At 42.7% G+C, this 21,797-nt stretch carries 25 protein-coding genes, 3 pseudogenes and 1 riboswitch; of the genes and pseudogenes, 23 read left to right on the top strand and 5 right to left on the bottom strand.

Going from position 1 to position 21,797, the window contains the following annotated elements; all coding sequences use genetic code 11:
* Positions 1-108: 108 nt before the first annotated feature.
* From ACFVP7_RS21490 to ACFVP7_RS21420, 15 genes and pseudogenes are all read left to right on the top strand, one after another.
* Positions 109-420 (top strand): annotated as a pseudogene (locus tag ACFVP7_RS21490) (DNA-binding protein); the annotation flags it as partial.
* Positions 421-931: 511 nt separating this feature from the next.
* Complete coding sequence (locus tag ACFVP7_RS21485; protein ID WP_041334073.1) at positions 932-1,486, top strand: DUF4240 domain-containing protein; 555 nt, start codon at positions 932-934, stop codon at positions 1,484-1,486.
* Positions 1,487-1,626: 140 nt separating this feature from the next.
* A complete protein-coding gene (locus ACFVP7_RS21480) occupies positions 1,627-2,097 on the top strand; it encodes a hypothetical protein (RefSeq protein WP_041338042.1) in 471 nt (156 codons plus the stop codon).
* Positions 2,091-2,468, top strand: a complete 378-nt coding sequence (locus ACFVP7_RS21475; RefSeq protein ID WP_043858324.1) for a hypothetical protein — start codon at positions 2,091-2,093, stop codon at positions 2,466-2,468. The genes ACFVP7_RS21480 and ACFVP7_RS21475 overlap by 7 nt, the downstream gene beginning before the upstream one ends.
* A 46-nt stretch (positions 2,469-2,514) precedes the next feature.
* Positions 2,515-2,931, top strand: coding sequence for a hypothetical protein (locus tag ACFVP7_RS21470; RefSeq protein WP_043858323.1), 417 nt, complete (start codon positions 2,515-2,517; stop codon positions 2,929-2,931).
* A gap of 134 nt (positions 2,932-3,065) precedes the next feature.
* Positions 3,066-3,488 (top strand): hypothetical protein, encoded by a 423-nt coding sequence (locus ACFVP7_RS21465; RefSeq protein WP_076457392.1) that lies wholly within the window; start codon positions 3,066-3,068, stop codon positions 3,486-3,488.
* A gap of 114 nt (positions 3,489-3,602) precedes the next feature.
* Complete coding sequence (locus ACFVP7_RS21460) at positions 3,603-3,983, top strand: DUF2750 domain-containing protein (protein WP_014481359.1); 381 nt, start codon at positions 3,603-3,605, stop codon at positions 3,981-3,983.
* A 76-nt stretch (positions 3,984-4,059) separates the two neighbouring features.
* Complete coding sequence (locus ACFVP7_RS21455; protein WP_076457393.1) at positions 4,060-4,551, top strand: hypothetical protein; 492 nt, start codon at positions 4,060-4,062, stop codon at positions 4,549-4,551.
* Positions 4,544-4,930 (top strand): hypothetical protein, encoded by a 387-nt coding sequence (locus ACFVP7_RS21450; protein ID WP_014481357.1) that lies wholly within the window; start codon positions 4,544-4,546, stop codon positions 4,928-4,930. Before ACFVP7_RS21455 ends, ACFVP7_RS21450 begins: the two co-directional genes overlap by 8 nt.
* 75 nt (positions 4,931-5,005) lie before the next feature.
* Positions 5,006-5,329, top strand: a pseudogene (locus ACFVP7_RS21445) (DNA-binding protein); the annotation flags it as partial.
* A gap of 75 nt (positions 5,330-5,404) precedes the next feature.
* A complete protein-coding gene (locus ACFVP7_RS21440; protein WP_080467406.1) occupies positions 5,405-5,857 on the top strand; it encodes a hypothetical protein in 453 nt (150 codons plus the stop codon).
* Positions 5,858-5,874: 17 nt separating this feature from the next.
* Positions 5,875-6,363, top strand: a complete 489-nt coding sequence (locus ACFVP7_RS21435) for a DUF2716 domain-containing protein (protein WP_338731612.1) — start codon at positions 5,875-5,877, stop codon at positions 6,361-6,363.
* 26 nt (positions 6,364-6,389) lie between these two features.
* A complete protein-coding gene (locus tag ACFVP7_RS21430) occupies positions 6,390-6,686 on the top strand; it encodes a YxiJ family protein (RefSeq protein WP_338731610.1) in 297 nt (98 codons plus the stop codon).
* Between the two features lie 15 nt (positions 6,687-6,701).
* The gene (locus ACFVP7_RS21425) at positions 6,702-7,154 is read left to right on the top strand and encodes a hypothetical protein (RefSeq protein WP_338731608.1); all 453 of its coding nucleotides are present in this window, start codon (positions 6,702-6,704) and stop codon (positions 7,152-7,154) included.
* A gap of 17 nt (positions 7,155-7,171) precedes the next feature.
* Positions 7,172-7,300, top strand: a pseudogene (locus tag ACFVP7_RS21420) (hypothetical protein); the annotation flags it as partial.
* 213 nt (positions 7,301-7,513) lie between these two features.
* Here the strand turns inward: ACFVP7_RS21420 and ACFVP7_RS21415 are convergent.
* Both ACFVP7_RS21415 and ACFVP7_RS21410 read right to left on the bottom strand, forming a co-directional pair.
* Positions 7,514-8,035, bottom strand: a complete 522-nt coding sequence (locus tag ACFVP7_RS21415) for a DUF2812 domain-containing protein (RefSeq protein WP_338731606.1) — start codon at positions 8,033-8,035, stop codon at positions 7,514-7,516.
* Between the two features lie 2 nt (positions 8,036-8,037).
* The gene (locus ACFVP7_RS21410) at positions 8,038-8,373 is read right to left on the bottom strand and encodes a PadR family transcriptional regulator (protein WP_338731604.1); all 336 of its coding nucleotides are present in this window, start codon (positions 8,371-8,373) and stop codon (positions 8,038-8,040) included.
* 164 nt (positions 8,374-8,537) lie between these two features.
* Here ACFVP7_RS21410 and ACFVP7_RS21405 point away from each other — a divergent pair, with 164 nt between their 5' ends.
* Both ACFVP7_RS21405 and dbpA read left to right on the top strand, forming a co-directional pair.
* Positions 8,538-9,686, top strand: a complete 1,149-nt coding sequence (locus ACFVP7_RS21405) for a GDSL-type esterase/lipase family protein (protein ID WP_338731602.1) — start codon at positions 8,538-8,540, stop codon at positions 9,684-9,686.
* 82 nt (positions 9,687-9,768) lie between these two features.
* Positions 9,769-11,208, top strand: a complete 1,440-nt coding sequence (gene dbpA, locus ACFVP7_RS21400) for an ATP-dependent RNA helicase DbpA (RefSeq protein WP_124059455.1) — start codon at positions 9,769-9,771, stop codon at positions 11,206-11,208.
* 18 nt (positions 11,209-11,226) lie between these two features.
* On the opposite strand, the gene ACFVP7_RS21395 is transcribed toward dbpA, so the two are convergent.
* On the bottom strand, positions 11,227-12,513 hold the full coding sequence (locus tag ACFVP7_RS21395; RefSeq protein WP_326354038.1) for an MFS transporter: 1,287 nt from the start codon (positions 12,511-12,513) through the stop codon (positions 11,227-11,229).
* Positions 12,514-12,720: 207 nt separating this feature from the next.
* Here ACFVP7_RS21395 and ACFVP7_RS21390 point away from each other — a divergent pair, with 207 nt between their 5' ends.
* The 3 genes from ACFVP7_RS21390 (at position 12,721) to bglS (ending at position 15,353) form a co-directional block, all read left to right on the top strand.
* Positions 12,721-13,401, top strand: coding sequence for a hypothetical protein (locus ACFVP7_RS21390; protein ID WP_144482958.1), 681 nt, complete (start codon positions 12,721-12,723; stop codon positions 13,399-13,401).
* A gap of 94 nt (positions 13,402-13,495) precedes the next feature.
* On the top strand, positions 13,496-14,329 hold the full coding sequence (gene licT / locus ACFVP7_RS21385) for a transcriptional antiterminator LicT (RefSeq protein ID WP_003242598.1): 834 nt from the start codon (positions 13,496-13,498) through the stop codon (positions 14,327-14,329).
* Between the two features lie 295 nt (positions 14,330-14,624).
* A complete protein-coding gene (gene bglS / locus ACFVP7_RS21380; RefSeq protein ID WP_015483903.1) occupies positions 14,625-15,353 on the top strand; it encodes a beta-glucanase in 729 nt (242 codons plus the stop codon).
* A 157-nt stretch (positions 15,354-15,510) separates the two neighbouring features.
* Here the strand turns inward: bglS and citH are convergent, their stop codons facing one another.
* Positions 15,511-16,791 (bottom strand): citrate transporter CitH, encoded by a 1,281-nt coding sequence (gene citH / locus ACFVP7_RS21375; RefSeq protein ID WP_003227205.1) that lies wholly within the window; start codon positions 16,789-16,791, stop codon positions 15,511-15,513.
* Between the two features lie 201 nt (positions 16,792-16,992).
* On the opposite strand from citH, the gene ACFVP7_RS21370 reads away from it, so the two are divergent.
* The 3 genes from ACFVP7_RS21370 to ACFVP7_RS21360 all read left to right on the top strand — a co-directional run bounded on the left by ACFVP7_RS21370 (position 16,993) and on the right by ACFVP7_RS21360 (position 20,209).
* On the top strand, positions 16,993-19,053 hold the full coding sequence (locus ACFVP7_RS21370; protein ID WP_338731590.1) for a catalase: 2,061 nt from the start codon (positions 16,993-16,995) through the stop codon (positions 19,051-19,053).
* A gap of 49 nt (positions 19,054-19,102) precedes the next feature.
* The gene (locus ACFVP7_RS21365; RefSeq protein ID WP_014478421.1) at positions 19,103-19,393 is read left to right on the top strand and encodes a hypothetical protein; all 291 of its coding nucleotides are present in this window, start codon (positions 19,103-19,105) and stop codon (positions 19,391-19,393) included.
* Between the two features lie 144 nt (positions 19,394-19,537).
* A complete protein-coding gene (locus ACFVP7_RS21360; RefSeq protein ID WP_257434990.1) occupies positions 19,538-20,209 on the top strand; it encodes a DUF3298 and DUF4163 domain-containing protein in 672 nt (223 codons plus the stop codon).
* A 41-nt stretch (positions 20,210-20,250) separates the two neighbouring features.
* Here the strand turns inward: ACFVP7_RS21360 and ACFVP7_RS21355 are convergent, their stop codons facing one another.
* Positions 20,251-21,444, bottom strand: a complete 1,194-nt coding sequence (locus ACFVP7_RS21355) for a NupC/NupG family nucleoside CNT transporter (RefSeq protein WP_003227216.1) — start codon at positions 21,442-21,444, stop codon at positions 20,251-20,253.
* Between the two features lie 127 nt (positions 21,445-21,571).
* A riboswitch (purine riboswitch) is annotated at positions 21,572-21,673 on the bottom strand.
* Positions 21,674-21,797: the final 124 nt, after the last annotated feature.

Below are 21,797 nucleotides of genomic sequence, written 5' to 3'. Positions count from 1 at the left end.
TAAAAGACTATACGATTTATGGGTAAAAACCAAAGACAATATATTTAATGAAGTATATAAACGAGTAAGAAAACATATCTTGCCCTTTCTAACCTGGGAGCATAACCAATGAATAAAATCATCAACACGAACACCCAAGGTTGTTTTTTCCATGCTGATCCACAGGGGCGTGTCTACATTGGAAAAGGGTTGAAAGGAGATATCACCATTTCAATCTATGATCCTTCCGGTGATGTTCGGGATTTTAAAGTGAAAGAGCCGATTGCATACAGCGATATTCTGCTCTTTCAACAAAGTGCAGATGGCTATGTCTTCGTTTATTACGAATCGTACGAGCCGAAGGTAAAGGTTTTTTCAGAAGAGGGAAGGGTGAAAAGTGCTTTTCCCTTGCCTTCAGGGGTTTCCTGCTGCCTTTTGGATGAGAAACAAAACCTTTGGGTGGGTTTAAGTGATGAAGGCATTTATGATGACGCAAACCCCAGTGGACAAAGTGTGCTGTGTTGTACTTTAGACGGACAACTAAAGGAAACTCATATTGATCAACAGCTTTCAGAAATATATGCGCCCGTGGTAGATGACTGCTATGCACTTGCAGAAAAAGATGGACTGATATACATGCTGTATTACTCTTATACAGTCATTGTTGCCTTTGATGAGACGGACGTGAAACGAGTGTGGATTGTTTCTGATAAAGATTATTCTGGAGTATATGACCAGCTTGCGATTTCGGATGACGGGTTTTGGATATCCAAAGATGAACATTCACTGTCCCTCCTTCCGGCTGATGTCAGTATGCCGGTGCAAGAGGTGAAATGCTGTGATCAAGACGGGCGGGAGTTCTCGATACAACAGTTGAAACTAATAAGTAATGCTATTTATGCACTATCAGACTCAGGGATTTATAAGAGAGATATCAGAGGGGGGAAAACAAATGAATGAAACATCTTTTTGGCAGCTTATTGACCAAGCTGGCAGCCAGGAAGACCCTAATGAGTGGCTGCGTGATACATTATTGAAAAAAGAAATCAATGAGATCGTTGATTTTGAATTTATGCTTCAGACATTCATGCAAAAAAGCTATTTGTCCTCACTATGGGCGGCAGCATACATCTTAATGGACGGCTGCTCGGACGATACATTTGATTATTTCCGCGGATGGCTGATTGCCCAGGGTAAAGAGACATTTGAAAAAGTGCTGGATGATCACGAGTATTTGGCAGCACACATCACGGAGGAAACGCTTGACGAGGAAGGCTATCCGCAAAATGAAGACTTGCTGTCAATGGCAATCGAAGCGTTGACATATATAAAGACTGGCGACGATGAATGGGATGATGAAGTACACGACGAGCTTTTAGATGCGCTTGAGCAAAAGGGGCTTGCCGAATCGGACGGTATTGAATTGGATTGGGAAGAAGAAGATTTGCCTGATAGGTTTCCAAAACTGTGGGAGCGTTTTGGGGAAAATCCGCTGGGTGAGTTTTAAATAGTTGTAGATAAGGCTTGTATCAATAAGCGATACAAGCTTTTTCAGAACAAATCTAAACATGAACGACAACGAAAATAAGAGAATGATGAATCAATTTAAAGGAACTTGAGAAATTGACGGCGGAGGGAATGCAGCTCATGCAAAAAAGATTAATCGAAAAACTCGCCGAGAATAAAAGACATATGTTGATGAGCGAAATCAAAAAAAAATTAGTCCCTTGTGCAGAAAGAGGCTTCACTTATCGTTTTGCTGATCTGTCGCAAAGCAAGCAATTGCTTGAGCTGGTTTTATCAAATTCAATACCAGCCAACACCCGTGAGGTTGATGCCCTCGAAAAAACGGAAGCGAAACAGTTGATCTGGAAAATATCTCAGTCATATGTTGCTTATGATGACCGGGACGTTCTGCTGTTTCATCAATACAGCAGCGAAATTGGTGCGTTAATTTCTTCTTTTGGAAAATGTCTCGAGCACCTTGACGGCATATTCGAATGTATTGGGTTCGACAAAGGGCTTCTCAATCATAGTTTTATTTTGGTTGAGCCTAAGGGTCAGTTTGGATTATGTATATTGCACACGGAATATGGCTGTGAGGTTGTATATTGGTAGATTGGTTTCCTGGGAGGAAACACCATTCGGATCGTTTATGGGAAAATATTCAATACCTAAATAACAGTACGGTGCTTTGCATACTAATAACAAATCATTTAGTACTTGAATACGTGGTGATCAAATTGAGCGAGCCAAAGCTAATAGAATGCATAAATAAAATCAAAAGTGTCTTAAATGGACAAACAACAAGAGAAGAAGTGTCGGATTGGGCTGGAACTTATGTTCATGCGGATGACCCCGAAGTAGAAGATGATAGAGTCTGGAATATGTTAATCCTTCTAAGTGGGATTGATTTGAAAGATTCTCCTGAAACTTATTTGCATTCAACAGATGATTTAAATGATTGGATCAAACAATATACTGAATAATTTGTGGTTGGTGGTAAGGTGTTATTGATTAAAAAAGAGGCAGGAGATGACAATGTACAAAACAATTAATGAATGGGTTGATTACATAGATGAGGGGTGCAGTGTCCTTCATTTAGATTTTAATGTGTTTAAAAAAGAGCTCTCACTTAATATAAAGGTTGTTGAAAGTGAAGCTGAATATACGCATAAAATAGTATTTCAAAATGTGGCATCCGCTTATTATAGTGCAGATGTTGGCGACATGAGATTGGAAAAATTAGATCCGGAAGAATACAATTGGCAAGTATTTGAGATGAGTTATCATCCAGAAGGAATCGGGAATCTATCAAATTCTATAATTCCGGAGTATCAATCAAATGCTAACTTTCTTATTGACATGAACAGAATGCTGATTGCTATAGAAGCTGAAACCGTTCGCTTTGATGATCAATCGTTTTATGCATACCATTCAAATCATAAATAAATCATCGCATAAAAAAGGTTATCAGCCTAACAGGAGTCATACAAATTCTAAACAGCGATGGTATTACGATTTCAGACAGCAGTACTGGAAAGGAAATTTTATTAAATAACCCTCATATAAAACAAGGAGGCAGCATGGCCAAAATTAAAGACGATTGTCTTGAACTTGAACTAACACCGAGAAGGTATCAACAGATGGATGATGATCCATTTATTTTATCCATATTTGAGTTGTTGGAAAATAAGAAAGCGATCGTTCGCGATTTTTCCGCTGTTTTATTAGAGAGTGAATATAGATTGCTGATATCTGGAATTGAAACGTTGATAATGGGAAATCAAGATATGATAAATTTAGAAACCATTGATCCACTTTTAATTCTCAATATTAATAAAGAAAACGGATATTACAGCTTTAAGATTAAAATTATACTTGAAGATGATGTTAAGTTTAATTCTAATTTGTTTGAGATTACCTGTAATGAAAAAAAGCTAGAATCCTTTGCAGATGCTTTAAAAACAAACCTGGAAAATGTAAAAAAATCTTCAAAACTTCCCTAACCGTTACGCGGAATTTATCGAAATAATAATCTGATGTTATATCCAGAGGGGCATTAGATAGGGTCAAGGACTAGCTGATGTCCCTCTTACACTGCTTACAAGGAAGAGTGAAAAATGAATGAAAAAGAACTTGAGATGTCATTAAAGTTAGATCCTGATAAAAGATATCGTTATTTTATTAAGAAAGTTGTTGACTATGAAGAAGTCTGGTCATTAAGTAACGACGAGGGATGGGTTATATCTGAAGGCGAGAACGGTATACTGCACCTGCATTTTTGGGCGACAAAAGAACATGCAAATCATTGTGCTATTAAGAAATGGAAGGACACAAGTCCAGAATCAATTTCCTTGGATGATTTTGTGGAAAATTGGCTCCCTGGAATGCTTGAAGATGGAGTCGGTATATCAATATTTTCTAACAATCGTAATTCAGTTTCAAAACCAATACCTCTGGTTCTTGAAGATATTGAAGAAGAATTACAAAACTATTCCTGAAAAAGTATTTTAATTTGTCTAAAGTATCCCATCTGCATGTTAAACCTTTTACTTAAAATGAAGTGAGGAGTATGACATGAACAGTATTGAGCAATGGATAGATTATATAAATCACGATGTTAATTGCTTTATATACGATATTAATTTTGAATACCTAGAGAATAGATTAACTCTTTATCTTAAGTTATATGAAGGAGGAGAAAAAGCCACTTTAAAAGAAGTTTCGTTTAAGGATATAAATGGATTTTACTGCAATTTTAATGTTCATAACAAGTTTGATAAAACTATAACGATTGATACTAATTGGTACCTTGAAGAAATAAGTTATTTCAAAGAAGGAATTGGAAAACTACAAAATGGTATATTAGGTAATCAAGTCTTTAATGCTAACTTTCTTATAGAAACTAACGGGACTTTACTTGCCATAGAATCAAAAAGTGTATACTTTGATTCTAAAGAATATCAAGTGCTTAATTCTCATGAAAAAACAAAAAAAAAACAAAGAAATTATATTATAGTGGCTGGGATCAAGAAATTTTTTTCAAGAAGGGAGGATTCAAGTGAATAATCCAATACAAAAGCATCTGATTGATTCGGAATTCACCATATTAAAAACAGATTTTCAGTTCTTTAAAAAAGAATTTATTCTTTATTTAGAAATGGATACGAAGGGAAAGAAGCAGCAGCATCGTATTTTATTCAAGAATGTATCATCATTATTTTTTTATGCCGGCAAGGAATCGTCTTTAAAAGATGTTGCTTATGGGGAAAAATGGATTTTGAATTCATTCTCTTACTATCCGAAGGGTATTGGAACATTATATCACCCTTTAATTGAAGATTATGAATCGAATGCAAACGTTTTGATTGGAATTAATCAAGCTGTCTATGCAGTTGAAACTGAAAGGGTTTTCTTTGATTCAACTGAAATATATGCCTCAACATAGAGGTGATCGTAATAATGAAGTAAATAAACGAGTAAGAGGACTTATCTCACCATTTCAAACCTAGGAGCATAACAAATGAAAAAATTAAAAATGAATAAAATTATCAACATGGACACCCAAGGTTGTTTTTTCCATGCTGATCCACTGGGGCGTGTCTACATTGGAAAAGGTGTGAAAGGTGATGTGACCATCTCAATCTATGATCCTTCCGGTGATATTCGGGTTTTTAAAGTGAAAGAGCATATTTCATACAGTAATATCCTGCTCTTCCAACAATGTGCAGATGGCTATGTCTTCGTTTATTACGAATCGTATGAGCCGAAGGTAAAGGTTTTTTCAGAAGAGGGAAGGGTGAAAAGTGCTTTTCACTTACCTTCAGGGGTTTCCTGCTGTCTTTTGGGTGAAAAACAACAGCTTTGGGTCGGTTTATGTGATGAAGGGATTTATCATGATGAGAATCCCAACGGCCATAGTGTGTGGTGTTTTACGTTAGATGGTCAGCAGAAGGAAATACACATTGATAGAAAGCTCGAAGAAATGGATGCGCCGGCTGTAGATGATTGTTATGGACTTGCAGAAAAAAACGGCTTGATTTATATGCTGTATTACGGAGACGCAGTCATTGCCGCATTTGATGAAACGGTCGTGAGACGAGTGTGGATTCTGTCGGATAAAGAGCCGGACTCAGAAGCATTTGATCAGCTCGCGATATCCGAAGAAGGTTTTTTGGTTGGGACGTTCAATTGTTACAGTGAAGAGCTTGAGTCGTTTCTTTATTTAATTTCTGCCGATGTGAGTCAAGAGATGAAAGAGATAACATGCTGTGACTCGAACGGTGAAGGCCTAGATGTTCAACAGCTGAAACTGACAAGTAACGCTGTTTACGCAGTGACCTCATCTGGTGTTTATAAGCAGGATATCCAATAAGGTGTAGGGATGAGATTATGATGAATTGGCGCGCTTTAAGTCAGACAAAACAAGAACGCATCTGGTCAGAAGTGAACAAGCTCATAAAATGGAAGCCCGGAAGCAGATGTCATCACATCATCCCGCCTGATCCATCTCAAGTGTTTGATATTTCAAGCGGGATGAGCGGTAAAGCCAGTAATGATGATGTGGTCAGAGTGCTGAATGATTTAGAGACTTCGATTTTAAAAACATTTCAATCATGTACTGGAAAACACGATGTGATGTACGCATTAGACTGGCAGCATGACGGATATATCTTTAGCCCTCATCTAACAATGCCTCAGGATGAATTTGGCGAATGGCCTGTTCCCGTATTTCCAAATGGAGACTATTATTTCTTTTTTTATCAGGACTTCTCCTGGGGACTTTTGGGAGACCCGTGGAAATTGACAATCAATGTGTTTGGTGAAGAGCTGTTGGAGGCGATAGATAATGATCCGCCTATCCTGTTTCAAGATAAATGAGTTTGTTGCGGAGGGAGAGGATCAACGTGCTTCAAAAACTGAGAAAAAGACAGCGAGAGCTTGAAGAAACACCGTATCCTAGTGAATTGTACGGCTTTGAAGCGGAAATCTATGAGTTTTTTATGCTAGTTGATGGCAGTTTGGATTATGTACTGGCGAATAAAAGGATGTCCGGGCATCAGCGGCGTTCGTTGGAGAAAAGCTTTTTTGAGCTTTATCCTGACATACTGCCGGATATGATCAAAAACGATAAGGGTTTGTATCAGCACATTCTCTTGTATGAACAAGTCAGACAAGAGATTTGCGTTGCGTTATCCAATTGATAAGGAGAAGGTTTTATGGAAAGAACCTCTATAAGCAGTATCGGCAATTTGGACATGATCGAGCTTAAGCCTGACCAAACCGTTATGTCATGCGAACTTGAAGATGCAGAGTCGTTTTATCGTTTTTGGGCAGGGCTTGCCTACGATCGAATCATGATACAGGTAATAGCGACTGGTTCGTTTATAGAAGACCTGTCCGAGTATTTTGAAGGTCATGCTTACAAGGTGACGAAGCTGGCCAAAAGGGAATTCCATTTCCAATCCATATTACAGGAAGCAGACCGGGATATTGCAGATTTTCTCTTTCTGCTAGCTTCCATCAATGATGATGTTTTTCTGATCACTGATCCTCAACCGGATAAAAGCTATTTTTCAGAAGGGAAGCTCCAATGCCTAACGGACTCAGGCGAACGGATCATATGGTTTGAATACGATGCTGCGGAGATCTATATGGTTGGAGGTAACTAAAAATAGGAGGAATTCATTTGAATATCACACAATACGAGAAATTGAAAAAGCATCTTTCTGATGAGGATACAGGTCCATTTACATTAAACGAGTTTTCTTTCTATATGAAAGAAGATGATCGTTATATTCATATTCCTGTGTTTGAATTAAAACTATCTGCTCAAACCTGTGACATTCAATTGCGGTTTGAAAACATTAGTGCATCAAAGCTGGATGACCTTGAATCCATCGATGTGGTTGAGTTGGAGATTGAACCGACTGACGATCAATGGGAAAGACTCCGTTATTATGTGTATGATCAAGAAGATCAGATGAGTTTCTATTGCGGAGGGTGGGATGTGATCAAGTGTGACAAGAAGTCACACTGATTTTCCCCACTTTCCAAGCGTTCTTGCTTTTGTTGCCGCATATGTCACGAGAAACGGAAAAGTCACAACCAGGAAAGTCAAAGGCACCCAATTTGATAATCCTGTTACATAATGGAGTGCAATTGACAAGAGAGTCAGGAAGCTCAAGGTGCAGGTGACGTTTCGAACGTCTTTTTCGCTTCTTTTATATTTCTCTCTCATGGTGGATTGATCACTGTATATCGGCGAAGTTCCGGGCTCAGCCGAAAAGATATGCATACCTTGTGAAGAGCAAACATGTTCCCATCCGGCCGCTTCAAACATCACGGTGTATTCCGCCAAGCTTTCTTCCTCAACATCATGATAATCAATACTGTAGATCAATTTCCGCGGCTCAGCTTTTCTAAGCTTATACCCCATAAACGCAAAAGAATCGAGTACCCAGCCTTTGCTGGCCATATCACTTAGTCTCTTCATATCCTTTTCTTCTGAAAAGGCCAATCCTTCAGACATCATAAATTTTTTCTGTTTCATGACTAATCCCCTTTCAATTGTTGAAAAGCACGTTGACCGTGTTCAGCCATCACTTTTCTGCGCTGAATTTCTTTTTTGAGTAGTTCTTGGCCGTGCAAGGTGGTTTGGTACACTTTGCGACGCGGCTTGTCATTGTTGACAAGCTCAATGATCCCTTCTTGCAGTAATTTCTTTAACAATGTATATAATGTAGCCGGGCCGATCGTAAAGGAGTCATCGGTCATGTCCTCAATCTCCTGCATGATCGAATATCCGTGTTTTGGCTCCAGCAAGGTTAAGACAATATAATAGGCTGGATCGGTAAGCTGATCCATTTCCTGCGGACGCTGCTTTGGCAAGTGTTCACCTCATTTCCTATATCAACAAATGATATATCATCTATTGATATAATAAAATCTTCCTTTTTGTTTGTCAACGCAATTTTTTTCTCCCTTCAGTCATCATAAAGAAACAATCACCGAGTATGCATTAATGTATGCGTTTTCATAGAGGGGGAGTCTTGATGAAAAAATGGATGGCAGCGGTTTTTGTGATGATGCTGATGCTGTGTTTTGGCGGGAATGAGAGTGTGAAGGCGGCGGAGCCGAAGGTGTATCAGTTTGACTTTGGAAGCGGTTCGGTGGAGCCTGGTTATATTGGCGTCAGGGCGTCTGATCGGTATGACCGCTCAAAGGGCTACGGTTTTCAAACACCGGAGAATATGAGGGATGTGGCGGCATCCGGGACTGGTGTGAAAAGGGATGCGGTTCAGTTTTTAGCGTATGGGACGAAAAGCAATAACACGTTTAATGTGGATCTCCCGAATGGCCTTTATGAGGTGAAGGTGACGCTTGGCAATACGGCAAGGGCCAGTGTTGCGGCGGAGGGCGTGTTTCAGGTCATTAATATGACAGGGGATGGCGCGGAGGATACGTTCCAAATTCCTGTCACCGACGGGCAGCTGAATCTGCTGGTGACAGAGGGGAAAGCTGGCACCGCTTTTACGCTCAGCGCCTTGAAAATAAAGAAATTGTCTGATCAGCCGGTGACGAATCGAACCATTTATGTCGGCGGCGACTCGACGGTGTGCAATTATTATCCGCTCAACAGCAGCAAGCAGGCGGGCTGGGGGCAGATGCTGCCTCACTATATCGATAAACACACCTTTCAAGTGAGAAACATGGCGTCTGGCGGGCAGATCGCGAGAGGGTTCAGAAATGATGGACAGCTTGAGGCGATCCTGAAGTACATCAAGCCGGGGGATTATTTTATGTTGCAGCTTGGAATTAATGACACAAATCCAAAGCACAATGAATCTGAAGCGGAGTTTAAAGATATGATGCGTGATATGATTCGTCAGGTGAAAGCGAAAGGAGCCGACGTCATCCTGTCAACGCCCCAGGGCCGGGCGACCGATTTTACTTCTGAAGGCATCCATTCGTCTGTAAACAGATGGTACAGGGCCTCTATTTTGGCTTTGGCCGAAGAGGAAAAAACACATCTCATTGACTTAAATGTCCTCAGCTCGGCATACTTTACATCGATCGGTCCGGAAAGAACACTCGGGCTTTATATGGATGGAGATACGCTGCATCCGAACCGCGCGGGGGCCGACGCACTGGCACGATTGGCTGTTCAGGAGCTAAAACGCCAGGGAATCGCTGGCTTTTAACACATCATATTTTCGACAAAACACATATGCCTTCGTCAATTAGAGTATAATGAGAACATCTGCAAGAGACAGGAGTTTATACATGAGTCATTTTAAAAACTATCAAATCAGTCATGACATTTTACGAGCACTGGAAGGACTAGGATATACAGAACCGACCAAGGTGCAGCAGAGCGTGATCCCCGCTGCCCTTGAACGAAAGGATCTTGTCGTCAAATCACAGACGGGAAGCGGGAAAACGGCTTCGTTCGGGATTCCTCTCTGTGAGCTGACGGATTGGGATGAAAACAAGCCGCAGGCGCTTATTTTAACTCCAACCCGTGAGCTTGCGGTGCAAGTAAAGGAAGATATCACGAACATCGGACGATTTAAACGGATCAAAGCGACAGCCGTATTTGGAAAATCCTCCTTTGATAAACAAAAAGCTGAGCTTAAGCAAAAAAGCCACATTGTTGTCGGCACGCCGGGCCGTGTTCTGGATCATATCGAAAAAGGCACGCTGCCGTTGGATCGTCTCTCTTATTTGGTCATTGATGAAGCGGATGAGATGCTGAATATGGGCTTCATTGAGCAGGTGGAGGCGATTATCAAGCATCTTCCGACTGAGCGTACGACGATGCTGTTTTCGGCGACGCTTCCGCAGGATATCGAGAAGCTGAGCCGTCAATATATGCAAAACCCCGAGCATATCGAAATCAAAGCGGCCGGGCTTACCACAAGAAATATTGAACATGCGGTGATTCAAGTAAGAGAAGAGAATAAATTTTCATTGCTGAAAGATGTGCTGATGACGGAGAATCCCGACAGCTGCATCATTTTCTGCCGAACGAAGGAGCACGTCAATCAGCTGACCGATGAATTGGATGACTTAGGATATCCATGCGATAAAATTCACGGCGGAATGATTCAGGAAGACCGATTCGACGTCATGAATGAATTTAAACGTGGCGAGTACCGTTACTTAGTCGCGACGGATGTCGCCGCGCGCGGGATTGATATTGAAAATATCTCCCTTGTCATCAACTATGATCTGCCGCTTGAAAAGGAAAGCTATGTCCACCGCACGGGCCGAACGGGACGCGCAGGGAACAAAGGAAAGGCCATTTCGTTTGTCACGGCCTTCGAAAAACGGTTTTTAGCCGACATTGAAGAATATATCGGATTTGAAATTCAAAAAATAGAAGCACCTTCTCAAGAGGAAGTAGCAAGGAAAAAATCTGAATTTCTAGCTAAAATGAATGACCGTCCGGAAAGCAAAAAAGACAAAAGCGAAGAGCTGAATAAAGACATTATGAAGCTGTATTTTAACGGCGGAAAGAAAAAGAAAATCAGAGCCGTTGATTTTGTAGGAACGATTGCAAAAATTGACGGTGTGTCAGCTGACGACATCGGCATCATTACGATCATGGATAATGCCTCATACGTTGAGATTTTAAATGGTAAAGGCCCTCATGTTCTCAAAGTGATGAAGAACACAACCGTCAAAGGGAAAATGCTGAAGGTGAATAAAGCGAATAAATGATGAATGACCTGCTCCCAGTTAAAGGGGCAGGTCATTTTGCTGCTGGCTGACATTGGCGCTGGTCTCCTCCGGAACAAAGGCAAGAATCACAATACCAATTACAAACAGAATGATCAGACTGAACACCGCAGTCGAGGATTTCCCGGTCAGCTGGGCGGTCACGGCAATGAGCAGCGGCCCCATAATTGAGGCGAATTTCCCGAAAATGTTGTAAAAACCGAAGAATTCATTAGCGTGGCGCTTTGGCACAAGCTTGGCGAAATAGGAACGGCTTAGGGCTTGAATACCGCCTTGCGAGGTGGCGACAAGCATAGCCAGTATCCAGAAATCAAGCGTTGTCTCCATAAAATAGGCATACACGCAGACGATCATATAAATGACGATCCCGACGTACAGCATTGTCTTCCCCGTGAAGCGTTCTGCCAGTTTTCCGTATACAATCGAAAACGGCGCGGCGACTACCTGGGTGACAAATAGGATGATCAGAAGGCTTGAGGAGCCGATCCCTAAATCTGATCCATAGGATGTCGACATCGTAATAATCGTGCCGACTCCGTCGATATAAAAGAAATAAGCGAGCAAGAAGAGGAAAAGTGCCCGGTATTGTCTGATCCGTTTCATCGTTTGGCCGAGCCGCTTAAAGCTGTTGATGACAATATGAGGTTCTTTTTTGATGTAATAGCGTTGATGGACATGTTTAATCATTGGGATGGTGAACAGCCCCCACCAGGCAGCCGTTATGAAGAAGGACAGCTGGCTTGCGGCCGATACAGACACTGGAATAGTCTCTGCTTGTGCGAGCAGGATGACAGCAATGCTGATGATAAATGGAATCGTGCTTCCGATGTATCCTAAGCCAAATCCCCGTGCCGAGACGAGATTCATCCGCTTCTCAGGCGTGACGTCAACGAGAAAGGCATCATAAAACACATTGGCGCCGGAAAAACCGATAGCCGATATCGTATAAAACAGCAACAATAGCAGCCAATGTTCACTAGGGATAAAGGCGAGCATCGCGGTGCTGGCGACACCGACTGACACAAAGAAACCGAAGAACTTTTTCTTGCACCCTTCATAGTCGGCGATTGTGCCTAAAATAGGACCGAGCATCGCAAGAATAAACGTTGAAATCGCAATGGTATAGCCCAGATAGGCAGTCGATTGAGCGGCGCTGACACCGCTTTCCGCAGCTGCTGATTTATAAAATAACGGAAATACCGCGGTGGTCACGACAATTGAGTAAGCAGAATTTGCCCAGTCATATAATACCCAGCTGTTTTCTTGTTTCGTAAAACGTTTCATCATCAGAGCCCCCTCTCCGGTAACGATACTTCTATTGTACGAAAAATGGGCCTGAAAAGAATGGAATGCACGTCAATTTTTACAAAATATTTATGCTTTTGCGCTTCAAATCATACTTTTGATTTATTGCTGGGGTTAGGTGAATCTGGTACCATTTAACTATATTTTATGGTATTTTCCAGAAGGGATTCAGCAGAGAGGAGACAGAGCATGAGGCGAATAGGCTTGTGTATAAGCCTGCTGGTCACAGTTCTTGTGATGAGCGCATGCGAAAGTGAAGGTGAGGCTCAGATGTTCGCAGACTGTGATCAAAAGACAGTAAAACAAACCGCAGCCAAACCGATGAGCAGTAAGAAAAAGCAGGATTTCCAAGCCCTCGCAAGCGACAGGCAGCTGGCCATTGTGTTCAGTTCCATGATACAAGTGAGCGAAGCATTTGATTATGGAATCGGCAATCCAGAATACTTCGTGCGAAGCAGCATGACTGAAGAAGAAGCAGACATTGCGAAGGAGAATCTCGAATCGATTAAGCTTGAGAACAAATCGCTCAAAAAACAAAACAGCGAGGCGGTCGCCTTGCTTCAAAAAACGCGTAATCAAGACATGAGCCGCATCGAAATTCAGCAGCTGACAGAAAATAGAGCCGCTTTTTTTGAGACCGCAGACAATATGATCAAACTCATCGGCCAAGTCACACCGAAAAACGCGAAGAAGACAAGACAGCAGCTGGATCAGCTGAAAAAACAATATACACAATACAGCGCTGAAAGCATTAAAATCATGAACAGCATTGTCAAAAAGCAGAAAGCTGACAAGGCATCATTTGAACGCCATCTGGAGGCGCTGCTTCAAAAACAGCCCGGGCAGCAGGTACGGAGTGAATTGTACTGACCAGCTTCCGTCTTTCCCTGATGATATTGACCTAGTACAAAAAGAATGTACAATCAAGATATAGTCTGTTCTTAGTTGATTGGAGGGACATGTCATGAAAATTGCGAAGGTGATCAACAATAATGTGATCAGCGTGGTCAATGAACAAGGGAAAGAATTGGTCGTCATGGGCAGGGGGCTCGCGTTTCAGAAAAAGTCCGGCGATGATGTCGATGAAGCCCGCATTGAGAAAGTGTTCACGCTCGATAACAAGGATGTATCAGAAAAGTTCAAAACCCTTTTGTATGATATACCGATCGAGTGTATGGAAGTATCCGAAGAGATTATCAGCTACGCAAAATTACAGCTCGGCAAAAAGCTCAACGACAGCATCTATGTGTCGCTGACCGACCATATTAACTTTGCCATCCAGCGCAACCAGAAAGGGCTTGATATCAAAAACGCCTTGCTGTGGGAAACAAAACGGCTGTACAAAGACGAATTTGCGATCGGCAAAGAAGCGTTGGTTATGGTAAAAAACAAGACAGGTGTTTCTCTGCCAGAGGATGAAGCAGGCTTTATTGCTCTGCATATTGTAAATGCCGAGCTGAATGAAGAGATGCCCAATATTATCAACATTACAAAAGTCATGCAAGAGATTTTGAGTATTGTAAAATACCATTTTAAGATTGAATTCAACGAAGAATCGCTTCACTATTATCGGTTCGTCACCCACTTAAAATTTTTCGCGCAGCGTCTTTTTAACGGCACTCACATGGAAAGCCAGGACGATTTTTTGCTGGATACAGTGAAAGAAAAGTATCATCGCGCGTATGAATGCACGAAGAAAATCCAAACCTACATTGAGCGGGAGTATGAGCACAAGCTCACAAGTGACGAGCTGCTGTATTTAACCATTCACATAGAAAGGGTAGTTAAACAAGCATAATGAGAGCGCTGACATTTTTATTTTCGTGTGTTCGTTTTTTTCTTACATTCCATATGATAATGTTAGGATTGTTACTGATAAAGCAGGCAAAACCTAAATTACAATGAGTGCGGATCATCTCTGTCTGTGCTGATGGTAATTTAGGTTTTTATTTTTTTCAGAGGGAAGATGATGATAGTTACAGGATTCAAGTAAGTAAGATTCGGTATTATCATTATTTTGACCGATGTTCCCTTTTAAAAGAATCATGTAAGATCAACATAGAAAACGCTTTCAATGAAAGGGGAATGCCAATATGCCTTATCTGAAACGAGTGTTGCTGCTTCTTGTCACTGGATTGTTTATGAGTTTGTTTGCAGTCACTTCTACTGCCTCGGCTCAAACAGGTGGATCGTTTTTTGACCCTTTTAACGGCTATAACTCCGGTTTTTGGCAAAAAGCAGATGGTTATTCGAATGGAAATATGTTCAACTGCACGTGGCGGGCTAATAACGTATCAATGACGTCATTGGGTGAAATGCGTTTAGCGCTAACAAGCCCATCTTATAACAAGTTTGACTGCGGGGAAAACCGTTCTGTTCAAACATATGGCTATGGACTTTATGAAGTCAGAATGAAACCAGCTAAAAACACAGGGATCGTTTCATCGTTCTTCACTTACACAGGTCCAACAGATGGAACTCCTTGGGATGAGATTGATATCGAATTTTTAGGAAAAGACACAACGAAGGTTCAATTTAACTATTATACAAATGGTGCAGGAAACCATGAGAAGATTGTTGATCTCGGGTTTGATGCAGCCAATGCCTATCATACGTATGCATTCGATTGGCAGCCAAACTCTATTAAATGGTATGTCGACGGGCAATTAAAACATACTGCAACAAACCAAATTCCGACAACACCTGGAAAGATCATGATGAACTTGTGGAATGGCACGGGTGTCGATGAATGGCTTGGCTCCTACAATGGTGTAAATCCGCTATACGCTCATTATGACTGGGTGCGCTATACAAAAAAATAATGCCAAATGTGAAAGAGCCTGCTGCAATATAGCAGGCTCTTATGATTGTAATGAGAAGTTGTTGGCGTGAATCTTCTATTCACTCATAATATCCTATTTGATCTTCTCCCCTCTGTAAATCACGTACTCACTCAATGCTACGATCAAGCTCATACATTTAGAAAGAAATAATCCCAATCAAAAGTGCGGCAATCGTCATCACAATCGTTGTTCCTACGGCCCATTTAATAGTGAATTTTTGATGGTCGCCAAAGCTGACGCCTGCCATTCCTACCAATAGATAGGTGGAAGGCACAAGCGGGCTGAGCAGATGCACAGGCTGCCCCAGCAAGGAGGCCCTTCCGATTTCAGCGGCGTCTATTCCGTAAGCGGAAGCGGCTTCGGCGATGATGGGAAGGACACCGAAGTAAAAGGCGTCATTCGACATGAAAAAGGTGAATGGCATGCTGACGATCGCAGTGATCAACGGCAGGTGCGGGCCCATGGCATCAGGGATGAGTGAAACGAGAGAATGCGCCATGGCATCGACCATTTTTGTGCCGGAGAGAATGCCTGTGAATATGCCCGCAGCAAACACCATTGAGACAACGTTTAACGCATTACCCGCATGCGCCGAGATTCGTTTCTGCTGCTCTTTGACATTTGGATAGTTGACCATCAAGGCGACGGCGAACGCAGTCATAAAAAGAACAGGGAGCGGCAGCAGGCTGGTGATCAGTGCGGCCATCAGAGCGACAGTCAGCAGCAGGTTAAACCATTGAAGAGCGGGGCGCTTGAGCGGTGCGGCCTCCGGATCGGAAGACGGTGCGTGATCAATCGAAATGACGCCGAGCCGCTTCCGCTCTTTCTTTCCGAGGATATAAGCAACGGCGATCACCCAGAGAATGCCGGCGATCATAGCGGGAATCAGGGGCGTGAAAACCTCTGACGTGTCCAATTTTAAGGAAGCCAAAACCCTCGCAGTCGGCCCGCCCCACGGGATAATATTCATAACCCCCGAACCGAGCATCGCTATTCCGGCTAACACCAAACGGTTCATGCCGAGCCGTTTGTAGAGAGGCAGCATCGCTGCAATGGTAATCATATAGGTTGTTGTCCCATCTCCGTCCAGCGAAATGGTCATGGTCAGAACCGCTGTGCCTACGGCGATTTTTAACGGATCTCCTTTGACAAACGATAAGATTTTGGCAATGAGAGGATCAAACAGGCCTGAGTCAATCATAATGCCGAAATACAGGATGGCGAATAACAGCATGATACCGGTAGGGGCGAGGTCTGTAACGCCCTGAATCATCATCTCGCCGAGATCTTTGCCAAATCCGCTGATCAGGGCAAACACAATAGGAACGACAATCAAAGCAATAAGAGCGGAAAGCCGGTTAGACATAATAAGGTACATAAAGACAATCATCATCACAAAACCGAGTATGGCAAGCATGATATGACCTCCCCTATTCAACAGCTTTTTTTAGTAAGCGCTTCCATCCTTTCTTTCTGTGAAGAAGGCTTATTTCAAATGTGTATGACCGCATATTTATATGTAGACCAAAAATCCTAATGAGCGGATTAGCAGTTTATATGAAGAACGCCACGGGTAAATGTGCTGTAGAATGTTTCGTTTTAAAAAGGGGGAGCAGACATGAGTGATGACCAAAACAAACGTGTAAATGAACACTCAAAGGACGAGCAGCTTGAGCAGTACAGGGCCGATAACAGCGGGAAGAAAATGACGACAAACCAAGGCTTGCGAGTGTCAGAGGATGAGCATTCGTTAAAAGCCGGGGTTCGCGGCCCGACGCTGATGGAGGATTTTCACTTTCGGGAGAAAATGACGCACTTTGACCATGAGAGGATTCCGGAGCGCGTTGTGCATGCACGCGGGTATGGCGTGCATGGCTTTTTTCAGGTTTACGAACCAATGACGGAATATACACGGGCCAAATTTCTTCAGGACCCTTCGGTGAAGACACCGGTATTTGTCCGTTTCTCTACGGTTGCGGGTTCTAAAGGCTCCGCAGACACGGTGCGGGATGCCAGAGGCTTTGCGACAAAATTTTATACTGAAGAAGGAAACTATGACCTTGTGGGAAATAACATTCCGGTGTTTTTCATTCAAGACGCAATCAAATTTCCGGATTTGGTTCATGCGTTTAAGCCTGAACCTCACAATGAAATGCCTCAGGCAGCGACTGCTCACGATACGTTTTGGGATTTTGTCGCCAATAACCCTGAGTCGGCTCACATGGTGATGTGGACGATGTCAGACAGAGGCATCCCGCGCAGCTACAGAATGATGGAAGGCTTCGGCGTTCACACGTTCCGTTTTGTCAATGAACAAGGAAAGGCACGTTTCGTGAAATTTCACTGGAAGCCGGTGCTCGGCGTGCATTCTCTCGTATGGGATGAAGCGCAGAAAATTGCCGGGAAAGATCCGGATTTCCATCGCCGTGACCTGTGGGAAACAATTGAAAACGGCGGCAAGGTTGAATACGAGCTCGGCGTGCAGATGATTGATGAGGAAGATGAATTCAAGTTTGATTTTGATATTCTTGACCCGACTAAGCTGTGGCCGGAAGAGCTTGTGCCGGTGAAGATCATTGGGAAAATGACGCTGAACCGCAATCAGGATAATGTGTTTGCGGAAACAGAACAAGTCGCATTCCACCCGGGAAATGTCGTGCCGGGCATCGATTTTACCAATGACCCGCTATTGCAGGGGCGGCTTTTCTCTTATACGGATACACAGCTCATCCGTCTTGGCGGTCCGAACTTCCATGAACTTCCGATTAACCGGCCGGTATGTCCATTCCATAACAATCAATACGACGGCTATCACCGGATGACGATCAATAAGGGACCTGTCGCTTATCATAAAAACTCTCTGCAAAACAATGATCCGTCGCCTGCGACAGCTGAAGAAGGCGGATACGTCCACTATCAGGAAAAAGTCGAGGGCAAAAAAATCCGCCAGCGAAGCGACAGCTTCAACGATTATTACTCACAGGCGAAGCTTTTCTGGAACAGCATGTCTCCTGTGGAGAAACAGCACATCATTTCTGCTTTCTGCTTCGAGGTCGGGAAGGTCAAAAGCAAAGACGTACAGCGGCAGGTCGTTGATGTCTTCAGCAATGTCGATGCTGATTTAGCAGAAGAAATCGCCAAAGGAGTAGGCGTGGCGGCGCCCGCGAAGCGTAAAGCATCTAAAGAAATTCTTACTTCGCCTGCGTTAAGCCAAGCCCGTACAGTGAAAACCGCGTCAACAAGAAAAGTCGCTGTACTCGCCGGAAACGGATTTCATGAAAAAGAGCTGCAAACAGTGCTGGAAGCCTTAAAGCAAGAAGGAATCACAGTAGATATCATCAGTCAAAATCTGGGGTATATGACAAGCGGCAGCGGACAGCAGCTTGAGGCCAACGGCACGTTCCTGACGGTTGATTCTGTTCTGTATGATGCCGTCTATGCCGCAGGAGGACTGGAGTTAAAAGACAACAAACAAGCGATGGCGTTTATCAGAGAAGCTTACAATCACTACAAGGCAATCGGTGCGGCAAATGAAGGAATTGACCTTCTTCAATCCTCTGTCGGGACAACAGAGGGACCAGGCATCGTAACGGCTGAAGAAGAACCTGACTACGCCGCTTTCAGCAAGGCATTTATCGATGCGGTTTCTGCTCATCGCCATTGGGATAGACGAATTTGATCGGCTCCTGTATCTTTAAGGAAGATACTTTTCATAAGGAGCATGACAAATGAACGAAAAACAGCTCGCTGAAGCTTACGAACGCGATGAAAATATGATGATTTTGGTGTTTGCCCAGTGGTGCGTGAACCATGATCTTGATCCGATGGAGCTGTACGCCAAAGCGTATCCGCAGCAAAAGCTGAATGAAAGCTTGAAAAAAACCATGGACGATCTGGTCGTGCCAAAACACGAAGCAGAGCACATTCCGGACCAGACTGTCATTGCGGTATTAGAGATGTTCGGAAATACAGATTTGGCACAGGCCGTTCATGAAGCGATTTCTGGGCGCAAACAGTAAAAAAAGAGACATCCTGTGTCTCTTTTTTTATTGGGAAAATCATGCTGTTAGACCTAGAAACTTCTTTCGATTTAATCAGTCTATAAAAGTGTGTATTGCTTAAATAAGGGAATGATAAACAACGACACCAAAGGAGGAGATTGTATGAAATGGAATAAAATGCTGAAAGCCGCGGGCATTGCAGTCTTGCTTTTTTCTGTATTTGCATATGCGGCCCCATCTTTAAAAGCAGTTCAAGCGAAAACACCGACTGTCAGCACCCATACGTACAAAAAGATCAAGGAGTTAACGTATCCACAAGTGCATCACGTCGGGAATGCCGCGTTTGAAAAGAAAATCAATCAAGAGCTGAAAGCCTACATTGAACAATCGTATCAGGAATACCTGAAAAACAAAAAAGCAGGCGAACAGCAGGGCTTTAAAACGGAATATCAAACATCCTTCAGCGTCAAATACAATGCGGCAGGCAAGCTCAGCATTCAAACACTCAATTATATCTATTCAGGGGGCGCCCACGGTTTAACGTCTGTCCAGTCCTTCAACTATGACTTGAAAGCACAAAAGCGGGTGACGCTGGATCAGATTCTGAACACCAAAACAAAAGTCAGCAAAACGAGAGATTACCTATATAGCTATATCAAAAAACACGATGAGCTGTTTTTCCCTGATGTTAAGAAAGAGGATATAACCCTAAACAAAGACACAATGTTTTACTTTACGGCAAACGGGATCGCCATCGTCTTTGGCCAGTATGACTTGGGGCCTTATGCAGCGGGAATCCGGGATGTGCAGGTGCCAGCCTCTATTTATCAATAATGAAAAGAGCCATATCCGAAAAGGGATATGGCTCAATGTTTCTACCACACAAACAGGCCGACAATCGCAGCACTTAATAAAGATACCGCAATTCCGCTGACGAGCAGTTTCCACACGTTTCTCCCGATGACCGTTGACTTTTCTCCGTCAAGGATCGAATTGTACGTTCCGTAAATCATGCCGACAGTACTGAAGTTTGCAAAGGACGTCAGGAATGTCGTCGCCACCGCAACGGTGTGAGGCGGAAGGGATTTAAGATTGTTTTTCAAGTCAAGCATCGCAACAAACTCGTTTGTTGCTAATTTCATGCCCATCAGCTGAGCAACATACATCGCATCGTGCACTGGCAGTCCAAGCAGGAATGCGAACGGACTGAACAGATAAGCAAAAATCGTCTGGATGGTCAGGCCGTGTACGAAAACGCCAAGAATGCCATTAACTGCTGACGTTAATGCGACATATCCGATCACCATTGCCAAAATAACGATCACCATGTTCATGCCGACAAGCATACTGTTAGAAATCGTAGAGAAAAAGTCTTTCTTCTCTTCTTTAGGCGGTGTATAGATGATATCTTCATCCTCCGGCACGTGAACAGGATTCAGCAGGTTTGCGATAATCAGCGCGTTTAAGCAGTTCAAAGGAATCGCTGTAAACACGTATGTCGCGGGCACCATTGACAGATAAGATCCGATAATTGAGCCGCTGATGCTGCTCATGCTCATTAAGCCGAATGTGAGCAGGCGGTTGTTGCTTAAAACCGTTAGCTGCTGGCGGATAACCGCAAGTGCTTCGGTATTTCCCAGGAACATCATTTGAATAGAGAAAAAGCTTTCTAATTTCGGCAAGCGGGAAGCCTTTGAAATCACCCATCCGATTTTATCAATCAGCCAAGGCAAAATGCCGAAATACGTTAAAATATCAAAGAATGTGACGATAAAGATAATTGGAAGAAGCGCACTAAAGAAAAAGTCTACTGTTTCATTCGCCATCACTGACGGAAAGGCAAACGCGATACCGTCACTGGCGCAAGCAATCAGCCAAGTGAAGAAATCACCGATTTTACCGATGGCCCAGCTTCCGACTTTTGTTCCCAGCATAAACCAAGTAATCAGCAATTCCAGAACAATTAACGTAATGATCGGGCGCCACTTGATTTTCTTTTTCTGCGGAGAACATAGGAATACAACTGCCATAATCACAATGAGACCGACAAGGTTTAGTAAAAAGTACATGATAGCAACTCCTATGAGGGTTATTATGGAAACAAAAAAAGCTCTTATCCTTCACAAATTCTGGAAGTGCAGAAAGTGTGAAAAATAAGAGCAAACAGAAAAGAACTTGTCCTTTTCAACTCGTTCAAATTTATTCAAACTTTCTTGTAGTCTAGTTTTTTACGGTTACTAGGTAGAAACAATCAGACCATATTACTGATCATATACAAGAATGTCTTTTTCTATGATGATAGCAGTATTTTATCCTTTCACTTTTTGAAAATCAACCTTTTTAACTATTTTCACAATAATAAAATTTATATTCTAAAATGAGAAAATAAAGGAAAAACATGCTGGATTGCTATGCTGATATG

It is taken from the genome of Bacillus sp. SG20033, from assembly GCF_044570195.1.
Classification (GTDB): domain Bacteria; phylum Bacillota; class Bacilli; order Bacillales; family Bacillaceae; genus Bacillus; species Bacillus subtilis.
This window is presented reverse-complemented; position numbering and strand designations above follow the sequence as displayed.